This is a genomic window from Sphingomonas rustica (assembly GCF_039652585.1).
Taxonomy (GTDB): Bacteria; Pseudomonadota; Alphaproteobacteria; order Sphingomonadales; family Sphingomonadaceae; genus Sphingomonas; species Sphingomonas rustica.
The window spans coordinates 102,526-127,213 of record NZ_JBDIZK010000012.1 but is presented as its reverse complement, the minus strand read 5'-3'; the positions used below and the strand labels follow the sequence as shown (position 1 = coordinate 127,213).

Sequence of the window (24,688 nt, the reverse complement as noted above, 5' to 3'; positions counted from 1 at the left end):
CACAGCAGGGCGCCCAGCGGCGCAAGGGCGAAGCCGATCGGAATGACTGCGCTCAGCAGCGGGGTCGACGGGCTGTCGTGACGGGGTCTCATCTGTCGTCTCCACCGCGGCCCTTCGCCGAACGGGCGGGCTGCGGTCGAAGAGGGAGATGGGAATAGGCCGCCGGATTCGCGCCTCGACAAAAACTTTCGGGGCCGAAACGAACGCTTTTCAATCGCACGCGTCGGAAAGGAAAAAGGGCGGCCGCACCATCGTGCGACCGCCTTTCTCGATCTTGTCGAGGTCGATCAGGCTGCCTGATCGAAATCCTCGTCGCTCAGCACCGGGCCCGAATCCTGACCCTTGGCCGACACGTCGCGGTCGACGAACTCGATGATCGCCATCGGCGACGCGTCCGAAGCGCGCGGGCCGGCCTTGATGATGCGGGTATAGCCGCCGTTACGGTCGGCATAGCGCGCCGCCAGAACGTCGAACAGCTTCACCAGCTGCGCGTCGTCGAGCAGACGGGCGTGCGCCAGACGACGGTTCGACAGGCCACCCTTCTTGGCGAGGGTGATCAGCTTCTCGATATACGGACGCAGTTCCTTCGCCTTGGCGACGGTGGTCGTGATCTGCTCGTGCTTGATGAGCGCAGCGCTCATGTTGCGGAACAGGGCCGCGCGGTGTGCCGAAGTGCGCTGAAGCTTACGGCCGCCAACCTTATGACGCATATCTCTTTCCTTCGTTCGTTAAGGGGCCGTTCGAGGTACCCCAGACCAGGCGGTGAAATCGGGCCACCGCCCATAGCCCTTGTCGTGGCCGCCGCGGCAAAGCCGCGTCGTCGGTCGGGCCAGGCCCGCCCGACGGGCCTCGCGATCGACCCGGGATCAGCCTGCGCCGATCCCGGACGCGAGGCTCAGCCCATGATTTCCTGTTCGAGCTTCTTGGCCATTTCCTCGATATTCTCGGGCGGCCAGCCGGGGATTTCCATGCCCAGGCGAAGGCCCATCGACGACAGGACCTCCTTGATCTCGTTCAGCGACTTGCGGCCGAAGTTCGGCGTGCGCAGCATCTCGGCTTCGGTCTTCTGGACCAGGTCGCCGATATAGATGATGTTGTCGTTCTTCAGGCAGTTGGCCGAGCGGACCGACAGTTCGAGCTCGTCGACCTTCTTGAGGAGGTAACGATTGATCTGCGCGGTATCGCCTGCACCGCCATCGGTCGCCGCAGCGGTCGGAGCCGCCATGCCGATCGGGGCCGAACGGGTGACTGCCGAATCGTCGAAGTGGACGAACAGCGCCAGCTGGTCCTGGAGGATACGCGCCGCATAGGCGATCGAATCTTCCGGGGTCACCGTGCCGTCGGTCTCGACGGTCAGCGTCAGCTTGTCATAATCGAGGTCCTGGCCGACGCGGGTCGGATCGACCTTGTACGACACCTGGCGGACCGGCGAGTAGAGCGCGTCGATCGGGATCAGGCCGATCGGAGCGTCCGCCGGACGGTTCGCAGCGGCCGGGACATAGCCCTTGCCGGTGTCGGCGGTCAGTTCCATGTTCAGCGTCGCACCATCGTCGAGATGGCAGATGACCAGATCGGGGTTCATCACCTCGATGTCGCCCGAGACGGCGATGTCGCCCGCCTTCACCTCAGCCGGGCCGGTAGCCGACAGCTGGAGACGCTTCGGGCCTTCGCCCTGCATCTTCAGCGCGATCTGCTTGACGTTCAGGACGATGTCGGTGACGTCCTCGCGCACGCCGGCGAGGCTCGAGAATTCGTGAAGGACATTCTCGATCTTGATCGACGTGACTGCCGCGCCCTGGAGCGACGACAGCAGGACGCGGCGCAGCGCGTTGCCGAGCGTCAGGCCGAAGCCGCGCTCGAGCGGTTCCGCGATGAACGCCGACTTGCGCTTGGGATCGCCGCCGGGCTTCTTTTCGAGGCCGCTGGGCTTCTTGAGTTCCTGCCAGTTCTTGGAATTGACGGACACTGGGCTTTCCCTCTCGTTGGGTGGAGCGGGAGCGTCTCCACCGAAAATTCAGCCGCTCCGGAGACAGGTCCGCTCCCGAACCCGTCCCCGAAGCGGAACTTGATCAGACGCGGCGACGCTTCGACGGACGCACGCCATTGTGCGGGATCGAGGTCACGTCGCGGATCGAGGTGATCTGGAAACCGACCGCCTGCAGCGCGCGAAGCGCCGATTCGCGGCCCGAACCCGGACCCTTGACCTCGACCTCGAGCGTGCGGACGCCGTGCTCGGCGGCCTTCTTGCCCGCGTCCTCGGCCGCGACCTGCGCGGCGTACGGGGTCGACTTGCGCGAGCCCTTGAAGCCCATCATGCCGGCCGACGACCACGAGATCGCGTTGCCCTGGGCATCGGTGATCGTGATCATGGTGTTGTTGAAGCTGGCGTTCACATGAGCGACGCCTGCGGTGATGTTCTTGCGTTCGCGACGGCGAAGACGCTGCGGTTCACGTGCCATTTCTCAGCGCTCCCTTACTTCTTCTTGCCGGCGATCGGCTTCGCCTTGCCCTTGCGGGTCCGGGCGTTGGTGTGGGTGCGCTGGCCGCGGACGGGCAGGCCCTTGCGATGACGCAGGCCGCGATAGCAGGCCAGGTCCATCAGGCGCTTGATGTTCATCGCGGTCTCGCGACGAAGATCGCCTTCCACGGTGTAGCTGGCGTCGATCGTCTCGCGGATCTGAAGGACCTCCTGATCGCTCAGGTCCTGCACGCGACGCTCGCTGGCAATGCCGAGCTTCTCGGTGATTTCCTTGGCCTTGGTCGGGCCGATGCCGTGAATATAGGTCAGCGCGATGATTACGCGCTTGTTGGTCGGGATGTTAACACCCGCAATACGTGCCATGGAATTTATCTCCCAGCTCCACGAGAGGCTGCATGGCTGCCGGCCCCCCATCTCATCGCGTTGATCCGAGACGCACGATAGACGGCGTGCGCAGGACGCGCAGCCGGACAACCGGGGTATCGGAAGAAGCGCGACATATGCAGCCGCGCCGACGCTGTCAAGCATCGCGCCGCATGGTCGCTGTTGCAGGGGTGATATATACCTTTCGCTCAGGGGTGCCAAGCGCGGCGTGATGTGACGCCGCCGTCGCGACTCGCATCGACATGTCGGGATGGCCCGCCTGCTCCGGCGCCGAGTCGCGGCCGAAGCTAATGTGGCCGACGGGAGGGGCGTCCCGCCGGCCACGATCTCCCGAGGGCAGGGAGGGAGACGGGAAGAAGGGGGTCCTTCCCGTCGCGGACCGGCTGGCCGGTCCGTTGCCCCGTCTCTACGCGGCCGCCGTGTCAGCGAGGGTGACCGTCACATGAACTTTTGGTCATGATCGGCACCGGTCGCGCCGGGCGCCGCACATACGCAAAAGGCCGCCCGTGAACCGAGCGGCCTTTCATGGGCATCGTCAGCCTGCCCTGGGGGTCACCCTGCCGGAGGCAGGAACGCCCTGCCCGCCCGCCGCACATGCCATGCGACGGCCAGCGTTGCGATCAGCCCTTGCCGTCGAGGATGGCCTCGATCGCCGCGGTCACGACCGCGATGTCGGCCATGCCATCGACGCGGTGAACCAGGCCCCGGGCCTCGTAGATCGGCAGGATCGGCGCCGTCTTGGCGCGATATTCGACCATCCGCGTGCGGACGGTCTCGGCATTGTCGTCGGGCCGGCGCTTGAACTCGTGGTTGCCGCAAACGTCGCAGGTGCCCTCGACCTTGGGCTGCTTGAAGGCGTCGTGATAGCCCGCGCCGCACTTGCCGCAGGTGAAGCGCCCGGTGATCCGTTCGACCAGCGCCTCCTCGTCGACCGCCAGCTCGATCACATAGTCGAGCTTGCGATCCCGCTCCGCGAGCAGCGAGTCGAGCGATTCGGCCTGCGCCGCGGTGCGTGGATAGCCGTCGAAGATCGCGCCGGCCTGGGTGTCGGGCTGGTCCAGCCGTTCGCCGATTATGCCCGACACGATCTCGTCGGAGACGAGTTCGCCCGCCTCCATCACGGCCTTTGCCTTCAGCCCGACCGGCGTGCCGGCCTTGACCGCCGCACGCAGCATGTCGCCGGTCGACAGCTGAACCATGCCGCGATCGGTCTCGAGCCGGCTCGCCTGGGTGCCCTTGCCCGCCCCCGGCGGCCCCAGCAGGATGATGTTCAACGCAACTCTCCCCTTACGTCGGCGCGTCTCAGCGCTGACGGCCCTTCAGCTTCGCCTTCTTGATCAGATCGCCATACTGGTGCGCCAGCAGGTGCGACTGGATCTGCGTCACCGTGTCCATCGTTACGTTCACCACGATCAGAAGGCTAGTGCCGCCCATCAGGAAGCTGATCCCCGCCGATGCCGTGATATATTCGGGCACCAGGCAGATGAAGGTTAGATAGGCAGCGCCGATCACGGTGATCCGGGTCAGGACGTAATCGAAATAAGCCTCGGTGTTCTTGCCCGGACGAATGCCCGGGATGAATCCGCCGTGACGCTTCAGATTGTCCGCCGTCTCCTCGGGATTGAACACCACTGCGGTGTAGAAGAACGAGAAGAAGATGATGCCCAGGCCGTAAAGCGCCATGTAGATCGGCGAGCCGTGACGCAGATAGGTGTTCAGGAACACCAGCGTCTCGCCCCACCAGCCGTCGGTCGTCTGCGCCTGGCCGGCGAACTGGCTGATCGTCAGCGGCAGCAGCAGCAGCGAGGACGCGAAGATCGGCGGGATCACGCCGGCGGTGTTCAGCTTGAGCGGCAGGTGGCTGCGCTCGGCCTGGACGCCGCGGGCGGTCTGTCGCTTCGGATACTGGATCAGGATCCGCCGCTGCGCCCGCTCCATGAAGCAGATGAACAGGACCAGACCGGCAATGCCGATCAGGATCATGAACAGGTACAGCGCGTTCATCGAACCGGTGCGGACCTGCTCGAACATCTGCAGCACGGTGGCCGGCAGACGCGCGACGATGCCCGCCATGATGATCAGCGAGATGCCGTTGCCGATGCCGCGGCTGGTGATCTGCTCGCCCAGCCACATCAGGAACAGCGTGCCGCCGATCAGCGAAATCACCGCGCCGATGCGGAACATATAGCCCGGCTCGATCACCGGCGAGATGCCGCCGGCGACCGCATGCTCGAGGCCGGTCGCGATGAACCAGCCCTGGACCGCGGTCAGCGCGACCGTGCCGTAGCGGGTATATTGGTTCAGCCGCTTGCGGCCGCTTTCGCCTTCCTTCTTGATCGCGGCCAGCGTCGGAGACAGCGAGGTCGCGAGCTGAACCACGATCGAGGCGGTGATGTACGGCATCACGCCCAGCGCGACGATCGAGGCGCGGTTGAGCGCGCCACCGGTGAAGCTGTTGAAGAAGTCGAGGACGCCGCCCTGGACCTGGTTGGTCAGGACGCCGAGCTGGGTAGCGTCGATGCCCGGAATCGGGACGTAGCTCAGCAGGCGGAACACGATCAGCGCGCCGATGGTGAACCACAGCCGCTTCTTGAGGTCGGTGGCCTTGCTGAACTTGGCCAGGCTTATGCTGGATGCGAGTTGATCGGCTGCGGATGCCATGAGTTCTCAAGTCCCGGAAACAAAAACGGCGGATGAGCGTTTGCCGCCCCCCGCCGCTCATATAGGTTGTCCTGCGTCGAGGACAATCTGATCCCAGCCCCGAACGGCCCGAAGCTGGGCCCCGGCCCGAAGGCCGGGGTCAGCGGGTTACGCCCGTGCTGCCTTCTTGGCCGCCAGGGTCTGACCCTTCTTGGCCTTGGCCTTCTCGGCGGCCGGCACGACCTCGATGACCGAAACCGAACCGCCGGCCTTCTCGACCGCCTCGATCGCGCCCTTCGACGCGCCGGCGACGGTGAAGCTCAGCTTCGCGGTCAGTTCGCCCTTGCCGAGCAGACGGACGCCGTCCTTGCCGCCGCGTGCCAGGCCGGCGGCCTTCAGCGCTGCGTGGTCGATGTCGGTGCCGGTCAGCTTGCCCGAGTCGATCGCCTTCTGGATCGCGCCCAGATTCACTTCGGAATAGTCCTTGGCGAAGATGTTGTTGAAGCCACGCTTCGGGATCCGCATGTGGAGCGGCATCTGACCGCCCTCGAAGCCCTTGATCGAGACGCCGCTGCGGCTCTTCTGGCCCTTCTGGCCGCGACCGGCAGTCTTGCCAACGCCGGAACCAATGCCGCGGCCCACACGGACGCGGCTCTTGCGGGCGCCCTTGTTGTCGGTGAGGTCGTTAAGCTTCATGATATGCACTCGCTTTCGCTTTTGTCGCGCTGGAAAAATCGGAAGGGGGGCCGATAGCCCCCCTTCGCTTGTTTGTCACCCGGATTCGGGCCGCTGATCGAGTCGGCGGGCCTCAGCCCAGCACCTCGACCATGTGCTGCACCTTGCGGATCATGCCGCGGACCTCGGGGCTGTCCTCGAGCTCCGAAACCCGGTGCATCTTGTTGAGGCCCAGGCCGATCAGCGTCGCGCGCTGATCGCTGGTGCGGCGGATCGGCGAACCGGTCTGCTTGATCTTGATCTTCGCCATGTCGATTACTCCGCGATCGCGGCTGCATCCGCCTCGGCGGTCTGCGACCCACCGCGGCCGAGCAGGTCGGCGATCTTCTTGCCGCGCCGCTGGGCGACCGACTTCGGCGAAGTCTGGTCACGCAGCGCCTCGAAAGTGGCGCGGATCATGTTGTACGGGTTGGACGTGCCGACCGACTTGGTCACGACGTCGGCAACGCCCAGGCTCTCGAAAACGGCGCGCATCGGGCCGCCTGCGATGATGCCGGTGCCCTGCGGCGCCGAACGGAGGGTCACCTTGCCCGCACCGAAATGGCCATTGCCATCATGATGCAGGGTGCGGCCTTCCTTGAGCGGGATGCGGACCATGGTCTTCTTGGCAGCGGCAGTCGCCTTCGAGATGGCTTCCGGCACTTCGCGCGCCTTGCCATGACCGAAGCCGACACGGCCCTTGCCGTCGCCCACGACGACCAGCGCCGCGAAGCCGAAGCGCTTGCCGCCCTTGACCGTCTTCGAGACGCGGTTGATGTGAACCAGCTTCTCGATCAGCTCTTCGCCACCATCGTCGCCGCTGTTGCGACGGTCGTCGCGGCGGCCACGATTGCCGTCACGGCCGCCACGGCCGGGGCCGCCACGATCGTTACCACCACGGCCGCGGCCACGGCCACGAGCCTGCTCCTGGCCGGCGTCCTGCGCCTCGACGGCGCCCTCGGCGGGTGCCTGATTGATTTCGTCGGCCATTCTTAGAACTCCAATCCGCTTTCACGCGCGGCTTCCGCCAGCGCCTTGACGCGACCGTGGAACAGGAAGCCACCGCGATCGAACACGACCTGGGTGACGCCGGCCTGCTTGGCGGCTTCCGCCACGCGCTTGCCGACTTCCTGAGCCGCTGCGATCGTCGCGCCGGTCGAGCCCTTGGCGCCCTTGTCGATGGTCGAGGCAGACGCGACGGTCTTGCCTTCGGCGTCGTCGATCACCTGGGCATAGATGTGCTTGCCCGAGCGATGCACCGAGAGACGCGGACGGCCACCGGCACGCGCGCGCAGCGCGGTACGGTTGCGACGGCGGCGCTTCTCGAAGAGAGAGAGACCCTTGGTCATTACTTCTTCTTCCCTTCCTTGCGGAAGACATACTCGCCGTCGTACTTGATGCCCTTGCCCTTATAGGGCTCAGGCTTCCGCCAGCGGCGAATCTCGGCCGCGATCTGGCCGACCTTCTGCTTGTCGATACCCGAGATCTCGACCGTGGTCTGATCCGGCGTCTTGATCTCGATGCCTTCCGGCACGTCGATGTCGACATCGTGCGAATAGCCGAGCTGAAGCTTCAGCTTCTTGCCCTGCGAGCTCGCACGGTAACCGACGCCGGAGATCAGCAGCTTCTTGGTGAAGCCATCGGTCACGCCCGTCACCAGGTTCTGGACCAGCGTGCGCTGCATGCCCCAGAAGGCACGGGCGCGCTTGGAGTCGTTGGCCGGCTTCACCTGAATGCCGCCGTCCTGGACCTCGTAGCTGATGTCTTCGGCGAGCTGCAGCGTCAGGGTGCCCTTGGGACCCTTCACGCTCAGGACGCCGTCAGCGATGTTGGCAGTCACGCCCGACGGGACGGGAACTGTCTTCTTGCCGATGCGGCTCATCAGAACACCTCCGCAAGCACTTCGCCGCCGACATTCTGCTCGCGTGCTTCCGCATCCGAGAGAACGCCCTTCGGCGTCGAGACGATGGTGATGCCGAGGCCATTGCGGACGCGCGGGAGTTCCTGCGAGCCGGAATAGACGCGGCGGCCGGGCTTCGAGACGCGGGCGACATGCTGAATCGCCGGCTGGCCCTCGAAATACTTCAGCTCGATGCGGATGCCGGCCGCGGGGCCCATCTGCTCGTCGCTGTAGCCACGGATATAGCCTTCGCGCTGAAGCACGTCGAGCACACGGGCACGAAGCTTCGACGCCGGCGTCAGGACGCTGTCCTTGCGGGCGCGCTGGCCGTTGCGGATGCGGGTGAGCATATCACCCAGGGGATCGGTCAATGCCATGCTTCGTGATCCTTACCAGCTCGACTTGGTGACGCCGGGGATCAGGCCCTTGTTGGCCAGATCGCGGAGCATCACGCGAGCGAGACGGAACTTGCGGTAATAGGCGCGCGGGCGGCCAGTCAGCTCGCACCGGTTGCGAATGCGGGTCGGGTTGCCGTTGCGCGGCACCTCAGCCATCTTCAGGCGCGCGATCAGACGCTCGGTCTCATCGAGCGACTGGTCCTTCGCCATCGCCTTCAGCTTCGCATAACGGCCGGCATACTTCTTCACCAGCTTCTTGCGACGCTCATTCTTGTTGATCGAACTCAGTTTCGCCATGACTTAAGTTCTCTTTCCCTTACGCTGCCTGGGCCTGGTCGGCCTGCTGCCCGATGAACGGGAAGCCGAAAAGACGGAGAAGCTCACGGGCTTCATCGTCGGTCTTCGCAGTGGTGGTCACGATGATGTCCATGCCGCGCACCTTGTCGATGCGGTCATAGTTGATCTCGGGGAACACGATCTGCTCGCGGATGCCCATGGCATAATTGCCACGGCCGTCGAACGAGTTCGCGTTCAGGCCACGGAAATCGCGGATGCGGGGCATCGCGATCGTCACGAGGCGATCGAGAAACTCGAACATGCGCTCACGGCGGAGCGTCACCTTGCAACCGATCGGCATGCCTTCACGCAGCTTGAACTGCGCGATCGACTTCTTCGCCTTGGTGACGACCGGCTTCTGACCGGCGATCAGCTCCATCTCGGCTGCGGCCTGTTCGACCTTCTTCTTGTCCTGGGTGGCCTCGCCGACGCCCATGTTCAGGACGATCTTCGAGATCTTCGGGACTTCCATGACGTTCTTGTAACCGAACTTCTCGGTCATCGCCTTCACGATGGTCTCGTCATAGAGCTTGCGCATGCGCGGGGTATAAGCGTCAACCATTGATGACCTCCCCGGTCTTGACCGCGATACGGACCTTCTTGCCGTCGCGGATTTCGAAACGAACGCGCGTCGCCTTGCCGTCCGCGGTCACGTGAGCGACCTTGGAAACGGGCATCGGTGCAGGCGAGCGCTTGATGCCGCCCTGCGGGTCGCCCTGGCTCGGCTTGGTGTGACGAGCATGGACGTTGATGCCGTCGACGACGACCTTGCCGTCCTTGGGCAGCGACTGGATGACGTCGCCGGTGCGGCCCTTGTCCTTACCGGACAGGACGATCACGCGGTCACCCTTCTTGATCTTGGCGGCAGCCATTACAGCACCTCCGGCGCGAGCGAAATGATCTTCATATACCCCTTCGAACGCAGCTCGCGGACGACCGGGCCGAAGATACGGGTGCCGATCGGCTCCTCGTTCTTGTTGACCAGCACCGCGGCGTTGCCGTCGAAGCGGATCACCGAGCCATCGGCGCGGCGAATGTCCTTCGCGGTACGCACGATCACGGCACGGTGGACGTCGCCCTTCTTAACGCGACCGCGCGGCTGTGCTTCCTTGACGCTGACGACGATAACGTCGCCAACGCCGGCCGTGCGACGCTTAGAGCCGCCCAGCACCTTGATGCACTGCACCCGCTTCGCGCCGCTGTTGTCTGCGACGTCGAGATTGGACTGCATCTGGATCATCGATCCGGTTCCTTCTCGTTTGGCCTGCCGGGACGCGCCCGGTGGTTCCAGTTAAAGTGTCAGGCTTCGGTCGACTTGGCGGGGGTCGCGTGGGTGTTGACCCGCTCGACGACCGTCCAGGTCTTCAGCTTCGAGATCGGCTTGGTCTCTTCGATACGGACCGTCTCGCCAGCCTTGTATTCGTTCGCCTCGTCATGGGCGTGGTACTTCTTCGAGCGGCGAATGATCTTGCCGTAGAGCGGGTGCTTGACCTTACGCTCCACCAGCACGACCACGGTCTTGTCGCCCTTGTCGGAAACCACGTTCCCGGTCAGCACGCGCTTCGGCATGGTTTCGTCCTCTTACTTGGCAGACGAGCGCGAGCGCTCGTTCTGCAGCGTCTTGATACGGGCGATGTCCTTGCGGACTTCCTTCACGCGCGACGGCTTCTCGAGCTGGCTCGTGGCCGCCTGGAACCGCAGGTTGAACGCCTCGCGCTTCAGGTTGCCGAGCTCGTCGGAGAGCTGGTCGTCGGACTTTGCCCGAAGATCGGTTGCCTTGGTCATCTTATCAGCCCTCCAGGTGCGACGTGTCGCCGAGGCGGGCCACGACCTTGGTACGAATCGGCAGCTTCATCGCGGCGCGCTCGAACGCTTCCGCGGCAAGCGGGCCGGGAACGCCGTCCAGCTCGAACAGGATGCGGCCCGGCTTGACGCGTGCCACCCAGAATTCCGGCGAGCCCTTGCCCGAGCCCATGCGGACTTCAGCAGGCTTCGACGACACCGGCACGTCCGGGAAGATGCGGATCCACAAACGCCCCTGGCGCTTGATATGACGCGTGATCGCGCGGCGAGCCGCCTCGATCTGACGCGCGGTGATCCGCTCCGGCTCCATCGCCTTCAGGCCATAGGCGCCGAAGTTGAGCGTCGCGCCACCCTTGGCGTCGCCATGGATGCGGCCCTTGAAGGCCTTGCGGAACTTGGTGCGCTTCGGTTGCAGCATTGTCTCTAGTCCTTAGCGACGATCGTCGCGCGCGGGGCGCACGCCGGAGGTCTGAGCCTCCATGTTCAGACGGTCCTGCGCCATCGGATCGTGACCCAGGATCTCACCCTTGAAGATCCAGACCTTCACGCCGCACACGCCATAGGCGGTGTGGGCCTGGGCCTCGGCATGATCGATGTTGGCGCGCAGCGTGTGCAGCGGCACGCGGCCTTCGCGATACCATTCGGACCGGGCGATCTCGGCGCCGCCGAGACGGCCACCGCAGTTGATCCGGATGCCTTCGGCGCCCAGACGCATCGCGGACTGGACCGCACGCTTCATGGCGCGGCGGAAGGCGATACGACGCTCGAGCTGCTCGGCAATGCCCTGGGCGACGAGCTTGGCATCGACCTCGGGCTTGCGGATCTCGACGATGTTCAGCGACACGTCCGACGACGTCATCTCGCCCAGCTTCTTGCGAAGCTTCTCGATGTCCGCGCCCTTCTTGCCGATGATGACGCCCGGACGGGCGGCATAGATCGAGATGCGGCACAGCTTGGCCGGACGCTCGATCACGACCTTGGAGATCGCGGCCTGGGGCAGCGTCTTCATGATGTACTGGCGAATCCGCAGATCCTCGACGAGGAGACGGCCGTAATCGGCGCCCTCGGCGAACCAGCGGCTGTCCCAGGTCCGGTTGATCTGGAGACGCAGACCGATCGGGTTGCTCTTGTGACCCATCTTAAGCCTCTTCTTCCTGCTCGCGGACGACGATGCGAAGGCGCGAGAACGGCTTCAGGATGCGGGTGGACTTGCCACGGCCGCGGGTCGCGAAGCGCTTCATCGTGATCGACTTGCCGACCGAAGCCTCGGCAACGACGAGTGCGTCGACGTCGAGGTTGTGATTGTTCTCCGCATTGGCGATCGCCGAAGCGAGAACCTTGCGGGCGTCGACCGCCATCGCCTTCTTCGAGAAGGCGAGGATGTTCATCGCATCGCCAACCTTGCGGCCGCGGATCAGGCCCGCAACTAGGTTGAGCTTCTGCGCGGAACCGCGGATCTGCGTGGCCACGGCCAGCGCTTCATTGTCGGCGACGCGACGCGGTGCTGCCTGCTTGGACATCAGCGCTTACCCTTCTTGTCGGCTGCGTGGCCCGGGAAGAAGCGGGTCGGCGCGAACTCGCCGAGCTTCATGCCGACCATGTCCTCGTTGACCGAGACGGGCACGAACTTGCGGCCATTATAGACGCTGAAGGTCAGGCCGACGAAGTCGGGCAGGATCGTCGAGCGGCGCGACCAGGTCTTGATCGGCGCACGCGCGTTGGTCTCCTGCGCGGTCTGCGCCTTCTTCAGGAGGTGGAGGTCCACGAAAGGACCCTTCCAGACGGAACGAGCCATGAGCGGTTAGCCCTTCTTCTTGGCGTGACGCGAACGGATGATCATCTTGTCCGTCGCCTTGTTGTGGCGGGTGCGCGCACCCTTGGTCGGCTTGCCCCACGGGGTGACCGGGTGACGGCCGCCCGAGGTACGGCCTTCGCCGCCGCCGTGCGGGTGGTCGACCGGGTTCTTCGCGACGCCGCGGGTCAGCGGGCGGATGCCCTTCCAGCGGTTGCGACCGGCCTTGCCCAGGTTCTGGTTCTGGTTGTCCGGGTTGGACACCGCACCGACCGTGCCCATGCAGGCTGCGTGGATGTAGCGCTGCTCGCCAGAGTTCAGGCGAACGATGACCATGCCGCGATCACGGCCGACGACCTGCACATAGGTGCCTGCCGAACGTGCGATCTGGCCGCCCTTGCCCGGCTTCATCTCCACATTGTGGACGATGGTGCCGACCGGCATCTGGCCCAGCTCCATGGCATTGCCCGGCTTCACGTCGGTCTTCTTGCCGGCGATCACCTTGTCGCCGACGCCGAGGCGCTGCGGAGCGATGATGTAGGCGACGCGGTCCTTGCCCGCTTCGTCGGCGCCATAGTTCACCAGGGCGATGAAGGCGGTGCGGTTGGGATCATATTCGATCCGCTCGACCGTGCCTTCGACGTCCCACAGGCGACGCTTGAAGTCGATGATGCGATAGCGCTGCTTGTGACCGCCCGCGATGCCGCGCGAGGTCACGTGGCCCTTGTTGTTACGGCCGCCGGTCTTGTTCTTGCCTTCGGTCAGCGCCTTGACGGGGCGACCCTTGTAAAGGCTGGAGCGATCGATCAGGATCAGTCCACGGACGCCAGGCGACGTCGGATTATAGTTCTTGAGTGCCATTGCCTCAGATCCCCGTCGTCACGTCGATCTGATCGCCTTCGGCGAGCGTCACGATCGCTTTCTTGATGTCAGACCGGGTGTAGGGCTTGCCCTTCCACTTCTTGGTCTTGCCCTTCTGGACGATCGTGTTCACGCCCAGCACCTTGACCGAGAAGAGCGCCTCAACGGCAGCCTTGATCTCGGGCTTGGTGGCGTCGCCGGCAACCTTGAACACAACTGCGTTGTGCTCGGAGACGAGCGTCGACTTCTCGGTGATGTGCGGCGCGACGATCACGTCATAATGACGGTTGTCGACGGCCTGCGTCTGCTTCTTAGCCATTGAAGCGCGCCTCCAGCTTCTCGACGGCAGCGCGGGTCAGGACCAGCGTGTCGTGCTTCAGGATGTCGTAGACGTTGGCGCCCAGGGCGGGCAGCACGTCGACGTAGGGCAGGTTGCGGGCAGCGAGCGCGAAACCGTTCTCGACGGTCTCGCCGTCGATCACCAGCGCCGACTTGCCGAAGCCGAGCTTCTCGAACTGGCCCTTCAGCGACTTGGTCTTCTCGCCGCTCAGCGTGTCGAGGACGATCAGCGAGCCCGCCTTGGCGTGGCTCGAAAGCGCCATCTTCAGGCCCAGCACGCGGATCTTCTTGTTCAGCGACGGATTGAAGTCGCGAACGCGGGCGCCGTGCGCCTTACCACCGCCGATGAACACCGGAGCGCGACGATCGCCGTGACGGGCGGTGCCGCCGCCCTTCTGGCGACCGAACTTCTTGCCGGTGCGGGCAACGTCCGAACGCTCACGCGTACCGCGAGCGGTGGCCCGGCGCTTCTCCAGCTGCCAGGTGACGACGCGGTGCAGGATGTCGGCACGGGGCTCGAGGCCGAAAATCTCGTCCTTGAGCTCGATGTCGCCGCCTGCGTTGGCGTCGAGGGTCTGTACCTTGACCTTCACGTTCAGCCCTCCTGGCCGTCGGTCGCTTCCGGAGCCGCGGTCTCTTCAGACGGCGTCTCGGCGGGAGCGGTGTCGTTGTTGTTCGCGACCTGCTTCAGGCCGGCGGGGAACGGCGCTTCGGCCGGGCGGTCGATCTTCACCGCGTCCTTGACGAACAGCCAGCCGCCCTTCGATCCGGGCACCGAGCCCTTGACGAAGATCAGGCCGCGCTCGACGTCGGTGCCGACGATCTCGAGATTCTGCTGGGTGCGATACTTGTCACCCATGTGACCGGCCATCTTCTTGTTCTTGAAGACCTTGCCCGGATCCTGGCGCTGACCGGTCGAACCGAGCGAGCGGTGCGAGACCGAGACGCCGTGCGTCGCGCGCAGACCGCCGAAGCCCCAACGCTTCATGCCGCCCTGGAAACCCTTGCCCTGGGTACGACCCTGGATGTCGACGAACTGACCGGCGACATAATGGTCGGCCGAGATCTCGGCACCCACGTCGAGCAGGCCGTCGTCGTTCACGCGGAATTCCGCGAGGATCGCCTTGGGCTCCACTTCCGCCTTGCCGAACTGGCCGCGCTGCGGCTTGGCGACATTCTTGACCTTGGCGGTGCCGGCGCCGAGCTGAAGCGCGACGTAGCCGTCACGATCCGCAGTGCGCTGACCGACGACCTGAAGGCCTTCGAGCGAGAGGACGGTGACCGGCACGTGGCGGCCATCATCCTTGAACAGTCGGGTCATCCCCAGTTTCTTAACGATCACGCCAGTGCGCATGACCAAGCACTCCTATACAGAGGCCCCCACGAGACAATTCCCGCAGGGGCGTGCTCCAGCCCGAAAATGATGCATGCCCCGTCCCGGGCTGGTGCCCCCGCCGAAGCGGGAACGTGACGGGGGACGCAGGCCCGGGCGAGGTTTGAGCCTGCCCGGCGGTATCCCTATCGTGTCGAGGTCTTACCCTCCGGTGCCTTGCAGTGGATCGTCTTCGATCCGGTCGAGGCACCTGCCCTCACCCATCCGGGGAGCGCGAATCTCTAGTGGAAGCGGCGCATTACGCCAGCTTGATCTCCACGTCAACGCCGGCGGCGAGGTCCAGCTTCATCAGCGCGTCGACCGTCTGCGGGGTCGGCTGAACGATGTCCAGCATGCGCTTGTAGGTGCGGGTCTCGAACTGCTCGCGCGACTTCTTGTCGATGTGCGGGCCGCGGTTGACGGTGAACTTGTCGATGTGGGTCGGCAAGGGGATCGGACCACGGATGAGCGCGCCGGTACGGCGGGCGGTGTCAGCGATGTCGCCGGCAGCCTGGTCGAGCACTCGGTGATCGAACGCTTTCAGGCGAATGCGGATATTCTGCGTTTCCATGGGTCCTGCCAATGCGAAAGAGCGGGCCTCGTTGTCACGAGACTCTTGCTGTTCAAATACTCAACGGAGGCGGGCCAATGCCCGATTCTCCAACAAAAAGCAACCGCCCGGCGATCCTTTCCAGGACCGCCGGGCGGCTGCGTTTTTCAGCTTACTTGTCGATCGTCGCGACGACGCCGGCGCCGACCGTACGGCCGCCCTCGCGGATCGTGAAGCGCTGGCCGACGTCCATGGCGATCGGTGCGATGAGCTTGATGCCCAGCGGCACGTTGTCGCCCGGCATGACCATCTCGGTGCCTTCCGGCAGCTCGATCGTGCCCGTCACGTCGGTCGTGCGGAAGTAGAATTGCGGACGATAGTTGGCGAAGAACGGCGTATGACGGCCACCCTCGTCCTTCGACAGCACGTACACTTCCGACTGGAAGTCGGTGTGCGGCTTGATCGAACCCGGCTTGGCCAGAACCTGGCCACGCTCGACTTCGTCACGGCCAACGCCGCGGATCAGCGCGCCGATGTTGTCGCCTGCCTGGCCCTGGTCGAGCAACTTGCGGAACATCTCGACGCCGGTGACGGTGGTCTTGCGGACAGTCGGCTGGATACCGACGATCTCGACTTCCTCGCCAACCTTGACGATGCCGGTCTCGACGCGGCCGGTCACGACGGTGCCGCGGCCCGAGATCGAGAACACGTCCTCGATCGGCATCATGAACGGCTTGTCCAGCGGACGCTCCGGCTGCGGGATCGACTCGTCGACGGCTGCCATCAGCGCCAGGATCGCTTCCTTGCCCAGCTTCGCGTCCGAACCCGACAGGGCGGCGGTCGCCGAACCACGGATGATCGGAATGTTGTCGCCGTCGAATTCACGCTTCGACAGCTCTTCGCGGATCTCCATCTCGACGAGCTCGAGGATTTCCTCGTCGTCGACCAGGTCGACCTTGTTCAGGAAGACGACCATGGTCGGCACGCCGACCTGGCGAGCGAGCAGGATGTGCTCCTTCGTCTGCGGCATCGGGCCGTCGGTGGCGGCGACCACCAGGATCGCGCCGTCCATCTGGGCTGCGCCGGTGATCATGTTCTTCACATAATCGGCGTGGCCCGGGCAATCGACGTGCGCATAGTGGCGGTTCTGCGTCTCGTACTCGACGTGTGCGGTCGAGATCGTGATGCCGCGCTCGCGCTCTTCCGGAGCCTTGTCGATGTTCTCGAAGTCGACCTTCTCCGACAGGCCTTCCTCGGCCAGGATCTTGGTGATCGCTGCGGTCAGCGAGGTCTTGCCGTGATCGACGTGGCCGATGGTGCCGATGTTGAGGTGCGGCTTGTTCCGCTCAAACTTTGCCTTCGCCATTGTTTTCCTACCTTCTAAGTCATTTCCGCGCCGCTGAAGGGACTCGCTGGAACGCGGCCCCATAGCGGCTGATTTCGAGTTACGCCAGCTTCGCCTTCACTTCGTCGGCCACATTCTGCGGCACTTCGTCGTAATGGCTGAACTGCATGCTGTACTGCGCGCGGCCCTGGGTGAACGAGCGGAGCTGGTTCACATAGCCGAACATGTTGGCCAGCGGGACCATCGCCTCGACCGTCTGCGCGTTGCCGCGGCTGTCGGTGCCCTGGATCTGGCCGCGACGGCTGTTCATGTCGCCGATGACGTCGCCGAGATAATCCTCGGGGGTGACGACCTCGACCTTCATGATCGGCTCGAGCAGTTTGATGCCCGCCTTCTGGGCCGCTTCGCGCATCGCGCCACGGGCACAGATTTCGAACGCCAGCGCCGACGAGTCGACGTCGTGGTACTTGCCGTCGATCAGGTGCACCTCGAAGTCGATGATCGGGAAGCCGATCAGCGATCCGGTCTGCGCCGTCTCACGGAAGCCCTTCTCGACCGACGGGATATATTCGCGCGGAATGTTGCCGCCCTTGATCTCGTCGAAGAACTGGTAGCCCGAACCGCGCTCGCCCGGCTTCACCTGCACCTTGACCTCGCCGAACTGGCCCGAGCCACCCGACTGCTTCTTGTGCGTGTAGGTCAGCTCGACCGGCTTTGCGAGATATTCGCGATACGCCACCTGCGGCGCGCCGACATTCGCCTCGACCTTGAACTCGCGCTTCATGCGATCGACCAGGATCTCGAGATGGAGCTCGCCCATGCCCTTGATGATGGTCTGGCCCGACTCATGGTCGGTCGAGACGCGGAACGAGGGGTCCTCGGCTGCCAGGCGGTTCAGGGCGATGCCCATCTTCTCCTGGTCGGCCTTGGTCTTCGGCTCCACCGACAGCTCGATCACGGGCTCGGGGAATTCCATGCGCTCGAGGATGATCGGGTGCGCGATGTCGCACAGCGTATCGCCGGTCGTGGTCTCCTTGAGACCCGCGATCGCGACGATGTCGCCGGCGAATGCCTCGTTGATGTCCTCACGCGAGTTCGCGTGCATCAACAGCATGCGGCCGATCTTCTCCTTCTTGTCCTTCACCGAGTTCAGGTACTGGCCCTTTTCGAGCTTGCCCGAATAGATGCGCGCGAAGGTGAGCGAGCCGACGAACGGATCGTTCATGATCTTGAACGCGAGCAGCGACATCGGAGCATCGTCGGCGGGCGGACGCGTGTCCGGGGTCTCGCCGTCGAGCTTCACGCCCTGCACGTCGGGGATGTCGAGCGGGCTCGGCAGGAAATCGACGACGGCGTCGAGCAGGGGCTGCACGCCCTTGTTCTTGAACGCCGAGCCGCACAGCACCGGCACGAACGAGAAGTTCAGCGTGCCCTTGCGGATCAGCGCCTTCAGCGTCTTCGAATCAGGCTCGTTGCCCTCGAGATACGCTTCCATGACCGCATCGTCCTGCTCGACGGCCATCTCGATCAGTTCGCTGCGCGCGGTGGCGGCTGCGTCCTTCAGGTCGTCGGGGATCTCGCGATATTCGAACTTCGCGCCCAGCGACTCGTCGAGCCAGATGATCGCGCGGTTCTCAACCAGGTCAACCAGGCCCTTGAAGCCGCCCTCGATGCCGATCGGAAGATACAGCACCGCCGGACGCGCGCCCAGGCGGTCCTTGATCATGTCGACGCAACGCTCGAAGCTGGCACCGGTACGGTCCAGCTTGTTGACGAAGCACATGCGCGGAACCTTGTACTTCTCGGCCTGGCGCCAGACGGTCTCCGACTGCGGCTCCACGCCGGCGACGCCGTCGAAGCACGCGACCGCACCGTCGAGCACGCGCAGCGAACGCTCGACTTCGATCGTGAAGTCGACGTGGCCCGGCGTGTCGATGATGTTGATCAGGTGCTCTTCACCCTTGCCCTCTTCGGCGCGCCACTTGCAGGTGGTCGCCGCGGACGTGATCGTGATCCCGCGCTCCTGCTCCTGCTCCATCCAGTCCATCGTCGCCGTGCCTTCATGCACTTCGCCGATCTTGTAGGACTTGCCGGTGTAGTAGAGGATGCGCTCGGTCGTCGTCGTCTTGCCGGCGTCGATGTGCGCCATGATGCCGATATTGCGATAACGGTCGAGCGGATGGCTGCGGGCCATGATCGTGGTTCCTTAAGAATTTGGGGAGCCGCTTTGGACGGCTCCCCGATATATAGGTGGCGTTTTTACCAGCGGTAGTGGCTGAAGGCGCGGTTCGCCTCGGCCATGCGATGGGTGTCTTCGCGCTTCTTCACCGCGTTGCCGCGGTTGTTCGACGCGTCGAGCAGCTCGCCCGACAGGCGGGCGGCCATGGTGTTCTCGCTGCGATTGCGGGCCGAGGTAATCAGCCAGCGGATCGCCAGCGCCTGGGCACGCTCCGGACGCACTTCCACCGGAACCTGATAGGTCGCACCGCCGACGCGGCGGCTGCGGACCTCGATGCCCGGCTTGATGTTGTTCAGCGCGTCATGGAACACGCCGATCGGCTCGCGCTTCGCGCGCTGCTCGACGGTGTCGAGCGCCGTATAGACGATGCCCTCGGCCACGGACTTCTTGCCGTCCAGCATGACCGAATTCATGAACTTCGAAAGCACCACATCCCCGAACTTGGGATCGGGCAGGATTTCCCGCTTCTCGGGACGACGACGACGAGCCATTGGCTTCTTCCTTCCTTAGTACCGAGACAGCTTACTTGGGACGCTTCGCGCCGTACTTCGAACGGCTTTGCTTGCGATCCTTGACGCCCTGCGTGTCGAGCACGCCGCGCAGCACGTGATAGCGCACACCGGGAAGGTCGCGCACACGGCCGCCACGGATCAGGACCACGGAGTGCTCCTGAAGGTTGTGGCCTTCACCGGGGATGTAGCTGATGACTTCGCGGCTGTTGGTCAGGCGAACCTTTGCAACCTTGCGAAGTGCCGAGTTCGGCTTCTTCGGAGTCGTCGTATAGACGCGGGTGCAGACACCACGCTTCTGCGGATTCTGTTCCATCGCAGGGACCTTCGACTTGGTCTTCTGCGGTTCGCGGCCCTTGCGGACCAACTGGTTAATCGTCGGCATGAAGCCCTTCACCTTTCAGACGGTTACTTTGCTGGAGCCCAGAAACATAAAGAATACGAAAAGGCCCCGATGGTCTCTCGACCCCCCGGGCCATTGCGTCTCCAGCAACGTTCAGCTCAAAGCGTCCCGACAGGCCAAGCCGGAATCGGCCGCTTCTCGGGACGCGGCGCCTATAACCGTGGGCGCCGCATGGGTCAATGCCGCTCGCCGGGAAGCCGCTCCCCGCGCCGGCCCAGCCACCGCTCACCGCAATTTTGCCGGCTTTCGCACGGCAATCCCCCCATTTCGGCACAAAAGCGCCGCGGGTCCGCGCTGCGATTCGACCCCCGTCGTGATAGAAGCGCCCCCGAAACGATTCGGGCAGGAAGGGGGCTTCGATGTTCAGTGCGAAACGGGTGGGCGGTGACGATCGCGGCAGGGCGCGGGCGGTGCGCCCCGCGGATACGACCAAGCGCGGGATGTTTTCCGTCATCGGCGCGGACGTGATCGTGGCGGGCAACCTGAACGCCAGTTCCGACTTGCATATCGAAGGTCATGTCGATGGCGACGTGATCTGCAACGCGGTCATCCAAGGCGCCGAAAGCCGGATCACCGGCAGCATCACCGCCGAGACCGCCCGGCTGGCCGGAAGCGTCGAGGGATCGGTGCGCGTTCGGCACCTCACCGTCGAGACCGGTGCCCGCATCGCGGGGGATATCGAATATGAGACGATCGCGATCGAACAGGGCGGTCAGGTCGACGGCCGCCTGACGCACCTCGGCGGGGTCGCGGCATCCCAGCCGGCGATCCTCACGGTCGCACCGCCGGCCGCGACGAGCATCGTCACCAGCCAGGCGGCCTGACCGGCCCTTATGGATCGGGGGACGCGCGCAGTCCGGCGCGCGTCCCGCGATCGCTTACATGGCCTGCAAGCGCTCGAGGTGCGACTTGACCACCGACTGGGTGCTCGAGGCGAAGTCCTTCAGCGTCGCCGAGTCGCCGGTCTCGCCATAGGCCTGCATCGCCGCCAGCGCCTTCTGGTGCGCCGCAGTCTGCTGATCGCGATACAGGCGGTCGAACTCGGCGCCGGTCGCACCGCGCAGCGCTTCCAGGTTCGCCGTCTGCTCGGCATCGAGCTTGGCAACCGGCGTCAGCGCGGGGCTGGCCTTGCCGGCGGCGGTCTTCAGCGCCTCGGTGGACCGAGTGTGATGGTCGACCATCATCTTCCCGAAGTCCTTCAGCGCCTGGGTGCTCGACTTTTGCTGTGCCAGCTTGCCCGATTCGATCTCGAACATGTCGCTGGCAGCGGCGGTGTCGGCAAATTGCTGCGGCGTCATCGCCGGCGTGGCGATCGTCGTGTTCATCGTGCCGTTTTCAGTCGTGCTGCTGATCTCGGTCACGGCAGCGCCGTTGTTGGTGACGCTGGTATCGGCGTCGGTATTGCCGTTGCACGCCGCGAGCAGCGCGAACGCTGGCAGCGTCAGGGTGAATAAGGTGGTGCGATTCATGGCCGTCTCCTTCGGCGGCCTCCAACGTCACCGACCCTCGCGCGTTCCGTCCCGGTGGTGCCGGGTCGGGACAGTCGGTGGACGACACCGCGTCACGAAGGTACCCCCGCGGAAATGCCCGCAGATAGAAGGAGACATGCCATGACTGGATGGACGCTGCCGATGGAGGGCGGATGCCGCTGCGGCCAGGTCCGCTTCCGGATCAGCGCAGCGCCGATGCTGACGATGGCCTGCCATTGCACCGGTTGCCAGCACATGTCGGCCAGCGCCTTCTCGACCAGCATGGCGGTGCCGACCGACGGGTTCGAGATCATCGCGGGTGAGCCGGTGATCGGGGGCCTGCACGGCGACCGGTCACGCCATCATCACTGCGACTGGTGCAAGAGCTGGGTCTTCACCCGGATCGTGCCCGAGCCGGGCTTCATCAATGTCCGCGCAACCCTGCTCGATGATCCGAGCGGGTACGCACCATTCATCGAAACCTATCGCAGCGAAGCGCTCCCCTGGGCAGCGACCTCGGCAGTCCACAGCTTCGAGACGTTTCCGGAAATGCCGGACTATGCCGGTCTGATCCGCGATTTCGCCGACTGGTCCGCGACGCGCGACTGACGGTACAGACCGGCCCGGACTGAGCGCCGCCCCCTCCCCGATCCTTCGGGAAGGGGGCCGGCCGATCACATGTGCAGCACCCGGCCGAACGCGGCGAGCACGCCCTCGTGCATCGTCTCGCTGATCGTCGGGTGCGGGAACACCGTTTCCATCAGCTCCGCCTCGGTCAGTTCGCCGGTCTTGGCGATGGTATAGCCCTGGATCATCTCGGTCACTTCGGCACCGATCATGTGCGCGCCCAGCAGCTCGCCGGTCTTCGCGTCGAATACCGTCTTCACGAAGCCCTCGGGCTCACCCAGCGCGATCGCCTTGCCGTTGCCGATGAACGGGAAAGTGCCCGCCTTGACCTCGTAACCCGCTTCCTTCGCCTTTTCCTCGGTCAGGCCGACGCTGGCGATCTGCGGGTGGCAATAGGTGCAGCCCGGGATGTTCCGCGGATCCATCGCATGCGGATGCTTGCCGGCGATCGCCTCGACCGCGATCACGCCCTCATGGCTCGCCTTGTGCGCCAGCCAGGGCGGCGCCGTCACGTCGCCGATCGCGTACAGTCCATCGACGTTCGTGCTGCAGGCGCCGTCGGTGACGATATGGCCGCGCTCGGTCTTCACTCCCAGCGTTTCCAGCCCGATGCTCTCGGTGTTCGGCACAATGCCGATCGCGACGATGACATGGCTGAACGCCTCGGTCGTCACCTTGCCGTCCTTGGCCTTGATCGACGCCTTCACGCCGTCCGCGCCGACGTCCAGCTTCTCGACGCCGGTCGAGGTCAGGATCGTCATCCCCTGCTTCTTGAACGCCTTTTCGAGATGCGCGGATACATCCTTGTCCTCGACCGGCACGATCCGGTCGAGCATCTCGACGATCGTCACGTCGACGCCCATGTCGTTGTAGAAGCTGGCGAACTCGACACCGATCGCACCCGATCCGATCACCAGCAGCCGGGTCGGCATCTCGCTTGGCGTCATCGCATGGCGATAGGTCCAGATGCGCTTGCCGTCGGCCTTGGCGAAGGGCAGGTCGCGGGCGCGCGCGCCGGTGGCGACGATGATGTTCTTCGCGGTCAGTTCGGTCGTCTTGCCGTCCTGCGCGGTGACGGTCAGCTTGCCCTTCCCCGTCAGCGCGCCGGTGCCCATGTGCACCGCGATCTTGTTCTTCTTCATCAGGTGCGTGACGCCCTGGTTCAGCTGCTTGGCCACGCCGCGCGAGCGCTTCACCACTGCGTCCAGGTCGGCGCTGATCTGGTCCGCGACCAGGCCGTAGTCCTTGGCATGCTGCATATAGTGGTAGATCTCGGCCGAGCGCAGCAGCGCCTTGGTCGGGATACAGCCCCAGTTGAGGCAGATGCCGCCGAGCAGTTCGCGCTCGACGATCGCGGTCTTGAGGCCCAGCTGGGCCGCGCGGATCGCCGCGACATAGCCGCCCGGCCCGGAGCCGAGCACGATCAGGTCATAGGATTCAGCCATTGTTCGCCATTCCGAGAGAGGTGAGGAACCAGCCCGCCAGGACCCAGACCAGGCCCCAGCCGGCACCGATAAGGATGCTCGCGCCGAGCTGATGCGCGATTTCGCCGCCGCTGCGGGTCGCAAGACCCCGGCGCTGGGTATAGAGGGTGCCGATCAGCAGCGCGGTCGCCCCGATCAGCAGCGCCCGGCCGATCTCCATCGGTCCGAATACCTCGCCATCCGCCCAATGCCCCTCGAAGGGCAGGAAGACCAGCAAGGTCAGCAGGGCGAAGGCCGGATAGACGGGCACCAGCAGCAGCGCGTCTCCGCCGGACAGGCGGTGCCGCGTGGCAAATGCCATCGCCACCCATGGCGTCAGCAGCACCAGCGCCACCATCAGCGCCTGCAGCAGCGAAAAGCCCAACGGCGGGTATCCGGTCACGCCGGGCTTCCCTCGATCGGCGCCACCGGGCGCGACCTGCGGTGCTCGTCGATCGCCACGAAGGTGAAGCGGGCTTCGGTAACCTTGTGCATCATTTCCTCGTGACGGTGGCGGCGCCAGGCTTCGACCTCGATCGTCATCGAGGTGCGACCGGTGCGCACCAGCTCGGCATAGACCGATACCTCGTCGCCGACCGCGACCGGAAGGTGGAACTGCATCGCCTCGACCGCAATGGTCACCGCGCGGCCATGCGAATGGCGCGACGCGATCGATCCCGCGGCAAGATCCATCTGGCTCATCAGCCAGCCGCCGAAGATGTCGCCATAGGGGTTGGCATCCGCTGGCATCGCGATGACGCGGATGGTCGGCGCCCGCTCGGGCGGCGTCTGTACGGGGTTCGGGTCAGTCATCGGATTGCGCCTCTTCGCGCCGGGCGGTGGCCGCCCCGCCCTGCCCGGCGCTGGCGAGCGTGCGGCGATCCGCCTGCCACGCGCGCCAGGTCGGCCGCGCACCCATCGCGACGACCGCGACCATCGCCGCATAGGTCACCAGCCAGATGTCGCGATTGGCCAGCGGATAGGACCAGCTCGCGACCTGGCCGATGACCGCCGCGGCCACCAGCCCGATCATGACATGCATCACTTCGATGAAGACGCGCATGG

Annotated in this window: 38 protein-coding genes; 2 read left to right on the top strand and 36 right to left on the bottom strand. The window is 64.9% G+C overall.

Translation table 11 applies throughout. The features are described 5' to 3' along the window. Positions 1–287: 287 nt before the first annotated feature. The 31 genes from rplQ to rpsL all read right to left on the bottom strand — a co-directional run bounded on the left by rplQ (position 288) and on the right by rpsL (position 20,046). On the bottom strand, positions 288–710 hold the full coding sequence (gene rplQ, locus TPR58_RS18610; RefSeq protein WP_346248245.1) for a 50S ribosomal protein L17: 423 nt from the start codon (positions 708–710) through the stop codon (positions 288–290). A gap of 185 nt (positions 711–895) precedes the next feature. After that, positions 896–1,966 (bottom strand): DNA-directed RNA polymerase subunit alpha, encoded by a 1,071-nt coding sequence (locus TPR58_RS18605; protein ID WP_346248244.1) that lies wholly within the window; start codon positions 1,964–1,966, stop codon positions 896–898. 103 nt (positions 1,967–2,069) lie between these two features. Continuing rightward, entirely contained in the window at positions 2,070–2,459 is a 390-nt protein-coding gene (gene rpsK / locus TPR58_RS18600) for a 30S ribosomal protein S11 (protein ID WP_017979464.1), read from the bottom strand. Positions 2,460–2,473: 14 nt separating this feature from the next. Further along, positions 2,474–2,842 carry a 30S ribosomal protein S13 gene (gene rpsM / locus TPR58_RS18595; RefSeq protein WP_346248243.1) on the bottom strand — a complete coding sequence of 123 codons (369 nt, stop codon included), beginning with the start codon at positions 2,840–2,842 and terminating at the stop codon, positions 2,474–2,476. A gap of 641 nt (positions 2,843–3,483) precedes the next feature. Further along, positions 3,484–4,137 (bottom strand): adenylate kinase, encoded by a 654-nt coding sequence (locus TPR58_RS18590; protein WP_346248242.1) that lies wholly within the window; start codon positions 4,135–4,137, stop codon positions 3,484–3,486. A gap of 28 nt (positions 4,138–4,165) precedes the next feature. Continuing rightward, a complete protein-coding gene (gene secY, locus TPR58_RS18585; RefSeq protein ID WP_346248241.1) occupies positions 4,166–5,524 on the bottom strand; it encodes a preprotein translocase subunit SecY in 1,359 nt (452 codons plus the stop codon). 147 nt (positions 5,525–5,671) lie between these two features. Next, the gene (rplO, locus tag TPR58_RS18580) at positions 5,672–6,199 is read right to left on the bottom strand and encodes a 50S ribosomal protein L15 (protein WP_346248240.1); all 528 of its coding nucleotides are present in this window, start codon (positions 6,197–6,199) and stop codon (positions 5,672–5,674) included. 112 nt (positions 6,200–6,311) lie between these two features. Continuing rightward, positions 6,312–6,488: a 50S ribosomal protein L30 gene (rpmD, locus tag TPR58_RS18575; RefSeq protein ID WP_346248239.1), complete on the bottom strand. Its 177-nt coding sequence runs from the start codon at positions 6,486–6,488 to the stop codon at positions 6,312–6,314. Positions 6,489–6,493: 5 nt separating this feature from the next. Continuing rightward, positions 6,494–7,207: a 30S ribosomal protein S5 gene (gene rpsE / locus TPR58_RS18570; protein WP_346248238.1), complete on the bottom strand. Its 714-nt coding sequence runs from the start codon at positions 7,205–7,207 to the stop codon at positions 6,494–6,496. Positions 7,208–7,209: 2 nt separating this feature from the next. Continuing rightward, a complete protein-coding gene (rplR, locus tag TPR58_RS18565; RefSeq protein ID WP_346248237.1) occupies positions 7,210–7,566 on the bottom strand; it encodes a 50S ribosomal protein L18 in 357 nt (118 codons plus the stop codon). After that, positions 7,566–8,099 carry a 50S ribosomal protein L6 gene (rplF, locus tag TPR58_RS18560; protein WP_346248235.1) on the bottom strand — a complete coding sequence of 178 codons (534 nt, stop codon included), beginning with the start codon at positions 8,097–8,099 and terminating at the stop codon, positions 7,566–7,568. The genes rplR and rplF overlap by 1 nt, the downstream gene beginning before the upstream one ends. Next, the gene (gene rpsH / locus TPR58_RS18555; RefSeq protein ID WP_346248234.1) at positions 8,099–8,494 is read right to left on the bottom strand and encodes a 30S ribosomal protein S8; all 396 of its coding nucleotides are present in this window, start codon (positions 8,492–8,494) and stop codon (positions 8,099–8,101) included. The genes rplF and rpsH overlap by 1 nt, the downstream gene beginning before the upstream one ends. 12 nt (positions 8,495–8,506) lie before the next feature. Beyond that, positions 8,507–8,812 (bottom strand): 30S ribosomal protein S14, encoded by a 306-nt coding sequence (gene rpsN / locus TPR58_RS18550; RefSeq protein ID WP_346248232.1) that lies wholly within the window; start codon positions 8,810–8,812, stop codon positions 8,507–8,509. Between the two features lie 19 nt (positions 8,813–8,831). Next, a complete protein-coding gene (gene rplE / locus TPR58_RS18545; RefSeq protein ID WP_346248231.1) occupies positions 8,832–9,413 on the bottom strand; it encodes a 50S ribosomal protein L5 in 582 nt (193 codons plus the stop codon). Continuing rightward, on the bottom strand, positions 9,406–9,723 hold the full coding sequence (gene rplX, locus TPR58_RS18540) for a 50S ribosomal protein L24 (protein WP_346248230.1): 318 nt from the start codon (positions 9,721–9,723) through the stop codon (positions 9,406–9,408). The genes rplE and rplX overlap by 8 nt, the downstream gene beginning before the upstream one ends. Beyond that, positions 9,723–10,091, bottom strand: coding sequence for a 50S ribosomal protein L14 (rplN, locus tag TPR58_RS18535; protein WP_346248229.1), 369 nt, complete (start codon positions 10,089–10,091; stop codon positions 9,723–9,725). The genes rplX and rplN overlap by 1 nt, the downstream gene beginning before the upstream one ends. Positions 10,092–10,150: 59 nt before the next feature. Beyond that, positions 10,151–10,420 (bottom strand): 30S ribosomal protein S17, encoded by a 270-nt coding sequence (gene rpsQ, locus TPR58_RS18530; protein ID WP_346248228.1) that lies wholly within the window; start codon positions 10,418–10,420, stop codon positions 10,151–10,153. Positions 10,421–10,432: 12 nt separating this feature from the next. Next, positions 10,433–10,636 (bottom strand): 50S ribosomal protein L29, encoded by a 204-nt coding sequence (rpmC, locus tag TPR58_RS18525; RefSeq protein WP_346248227.1) that lies wholly within the window; start codon positions 10,634–10,636, stop codon positions 10,433–10,435. Positions 10,637–10,640: 4 nt separating this feature from the next. After that, entirely contained in the window at positions 10,641–11,072 is a 432-nt protein-coding gene (gene rplP / locus TPR58_RS18520) for a 50S ribosomal protein L16 (RefSeq protein ID WP_264943983.1), read from the bottom strand. 12 nt (positions 11,073–11,084) lie between these two features. Further along, on the bottom strand, positions 11,085–11,792 hold the full coding sequence (gene rpsC, locus TPR58_RS18515; protein ID WP_346248226.1) for a 30S ribosomal protein S3: 708 nt from the start codon (positions 11,790–11,792) through the stop codon (positions 11,085–11,087). A 1-nt stretch (position 11,793) separates the two neighbouring features. After that, a complete protein-coding gene (gene rplV, locus TPR58_RS18510) occupies positions 11,794–12,174 on the bottom strand; it encodes a 50S ribosomal protein L22 (protein ID WP_346248225.1) in 381 nt (126 codons plus the stop codon). Next, positions 12,174–12,449 (bottom strand): 30S ribosomal protein S19, encoded by a 276-nt coding sequence (gene rpsS / locus TPR58_RS18505; RefSeq protein ID WP_029936458.1) that lies wholly within the window; start codon positions 12,447–12,449, stop codon positions 12,174–12,176. The genes rplV and rpsS overlap by 1 nt, the downstream gene beginning before the upstream one ends. Positions 12,450–12,455: 6 nt before the next feature. Beyond that, complete coding sequence (gene rplB / locus TPR58_RS18500) at positions 12,456–13,307, bottom strand: 50S ribosomal protein L2 (RefSeq protein ID WP_346248223.1); 852 nt, start codon at positions 13,305–13,307, stop codon at positions 12,456–12,458. 4 nt (positions 13,308–13,311) lie between these two features. Beyond that, the gene (locus TPR58_RS18495) at positions 13,312–13,626 is read right to left on the bottom strand and encodes a 50S ribosomal protein L23 (protein ID WP_346248222.1); all 315 of its coding nucleotides are present in this window, start codon (positions 13,624–13,626) and stop codon (positions 13,312–13,314) included. Beyond that, positions 13,619–14,239 carry a 50S ribosomal protein L4 gene (gene rplD / locus TPR58_RS18490; protein WP_346248220.1) on the bottom strand — a complete coding sequence of 207 codons (621 nt, stop codon included), beginning with the start codon at positions 14,237–14,239 and terminating at the stop codon, positions 13,619–13,621. Before rplD ends, TPR58_RS18495 begins: the two co-directional genes overlap by 8 nt. Before the next feature lie 2 nt (positions 14,240–14,241). Further along, positions 14,242–15,000: a 50S ribosomal protein L3 gene (gene rplC, locus TPR58_RS18485; protein WP_346248219.1), complete on the bottom strand. Its 759-nt coding sequence runs from the start codon at positions 14,998–15,000 to the stop codon at positions 14,242–14,244. Positions 15,001–15,277: 277 nt separating this feature from the next. Then, positions 15,278–15,589 (bottom strand): 30S ribosomal protein S10, encoded by a 312-nt coding sequence (gene rpsJ, locus TPR58_RS18480; protein ID WP_010545719.1) that lies wholly within the window; start codon positions 15,587–15,589, stop codon positions 15,278–15,280. A gap of 151 nt (positions 15,590–15,740) precedes the next feature. Then, the gene (tuf, locus tag TPR58_RS18475) at positions 15,741–16,934 is read right to left on the bottom strand and encodes an elongation factor Tu (protein WP_346248218.1); all 1,194 of its coding nucleotides are present in this window, start codon (positions 16,932–16,934) and stop codon (positions 15,741–15,743) included. A 79-nt stretch (positions 16,935–17,013) separates the two neighbouring features. Then, the gene (fusA, locus tag TPR58_RS18470) at positions 17,014–19,107 is read right to left on the bottom strand and encodes an elongation factor G (RefSeq protein WP_346248217.1); all 2,094 of its coding nucleotides are present in this window, start codon (positions 19,105–19,107) and stop codon (positions 17,014–17,016) included. A 65-nt stretch (positions 19,108–19,172) separates the two neighbouring features. Continuing rightward, positions 19,173–19,643 carry a 30S ribosomal protein S7 gene (gene rpsG, locus TPR58_RS18465; RefSeq protein WP_346248216.1) on the bottom strand — a complete coding sequence of 157 codons (471 nt, stop codon included), beginning with the start codon at positions 19,641–19,643 and terminating at the stop codon, positions 19,173–19,175. Between the two features lie 31 nt (positions 19,644–19,674). Beyond that, positions 19,675–20,046 carry a 30S ribosomal protein S12 gene (gene rpsL, locus TPR58_RS18460; RefSeq protein WP_346248215.1) on the bottom strand — a complete coding sequence of 124 codons (372 nt, stop codon included), beginning with the start codon at positions 20,044–20,046 and terminating at the stop codon, positions 19,675–19,677. A gap of 377 nt (positions 20,047–20,423) precedes the next feature. Here rpsL and TPR58_RS18455 point away from each other — a divergent pair, with 377 nt between their 5' ends. After that, positions 20,424–20,888: a bactofilin family protein gene (locus tag TPR58_RS18455; RefSeq protein ID WP_346248214.1), complete on the top strand. Its 465-nt coding sequence runs from the start codon at positions 20,424–20,426 to the stop codon at positions 20,886–20,888. A gap of 54 nt (positions 20,889–20,942) precedes the next feature. Here TPR58_RS18455 and TPR58_RS18450 read toward each other — a convergent pair whose 3' ends face one another. Beyond that, on the bottom strand, positions 20,943–21,533 hold the full coding sequence (locus TPR58_RS18450; RefSeq protein ID WP_346248213.1) for a DUF4142 domain-containing protein: 591 nt from the start codon (positions 21,531–21,533) through the stop codon (positions 20,943–20,945). Positions 21,534–21,674: 141 nt separating this feature from the next. Here TPR58_RS18450 and TPR58_RS18445 point away from each other — a divergent pair, with 141 nt between their 5' ends. After that, entirely contained in the window at positions 21,675–22,142 is a 468-nt protein-coding gene (locus tag TPR58_RS18445; RefSeq protein WP_346248212.1) for a GFA family protein, read from the top strand. Between the two features lie 65 nt (positions 22,143–22,207). Here TPR58_RS18445 and lpdA read toward each other — a convergent pair whose 3' ends face one another. The 4 genes from lpdA to TPR58_RS18425 are packed head-to-tail and all read right to left on the bottom strand — an operon-like array spanning position 22,208 to position 24,686. Next, positions 22,208–23,605 (bottom strand): dihydrolipoyl dehydrogenase, encoded by a 1,398-nt coding sequence (lpdA, locus tag TPR58_RS18440; RefSeq protein ID WP_346248211.1) that lies wholly within the window; start codon positions 23,603–23,605, stop codon positions 22,208–22,210. After that, on the bottom strand, positions 23,598–24,026 hold the full coding sequence (locus tag TPR58_RS18435; protein WP_346248210.1) for a hypothetical protein: 429 nt from the start codon (positions 24,024–24,026) through the stop codon (positions 23,598–23,600). The genes lpdA and TPR58_RS18435 overlap by 8 nt, the downstream gene beginning before the upstream one ends. Then, positions 24,023–24,436 carry an acyl-CoA thioesterase gene (locus TPR58_RS18430; protein WP_346248209.1) on the bottom strand — a complete coding sequence of 138 codons (414 nt, stop codon included), beginning with the start codon at positions 24,434–24,436 and terminating at the stop codon, positions 24,023–24,025. Before TPR58_RS18430 ends, TPR58_RS18435 begins: the two co-directional genes overlap by 4 nt. Continuing rightward, positions 24,429–24,686 carry a hypothetical protein gene (locus TPR58_RS18425; RefSeq protein ID WP_346248208.1) on the bottom strand — a complete coding sequence of 86 codons (258 nt, stop codon included), beginning with the start codon at positions 24,684–24,686 and terminating at the stop codon, positions 24,429–24,431. The genes TPR58_RS18430 and TPR58_RS18425 overlap by 8 nt, the downstream gene beginning before the upstream one ends. Between the last annotated feature and the right edge of the window lie 2 nt (positions 24,687–24,688).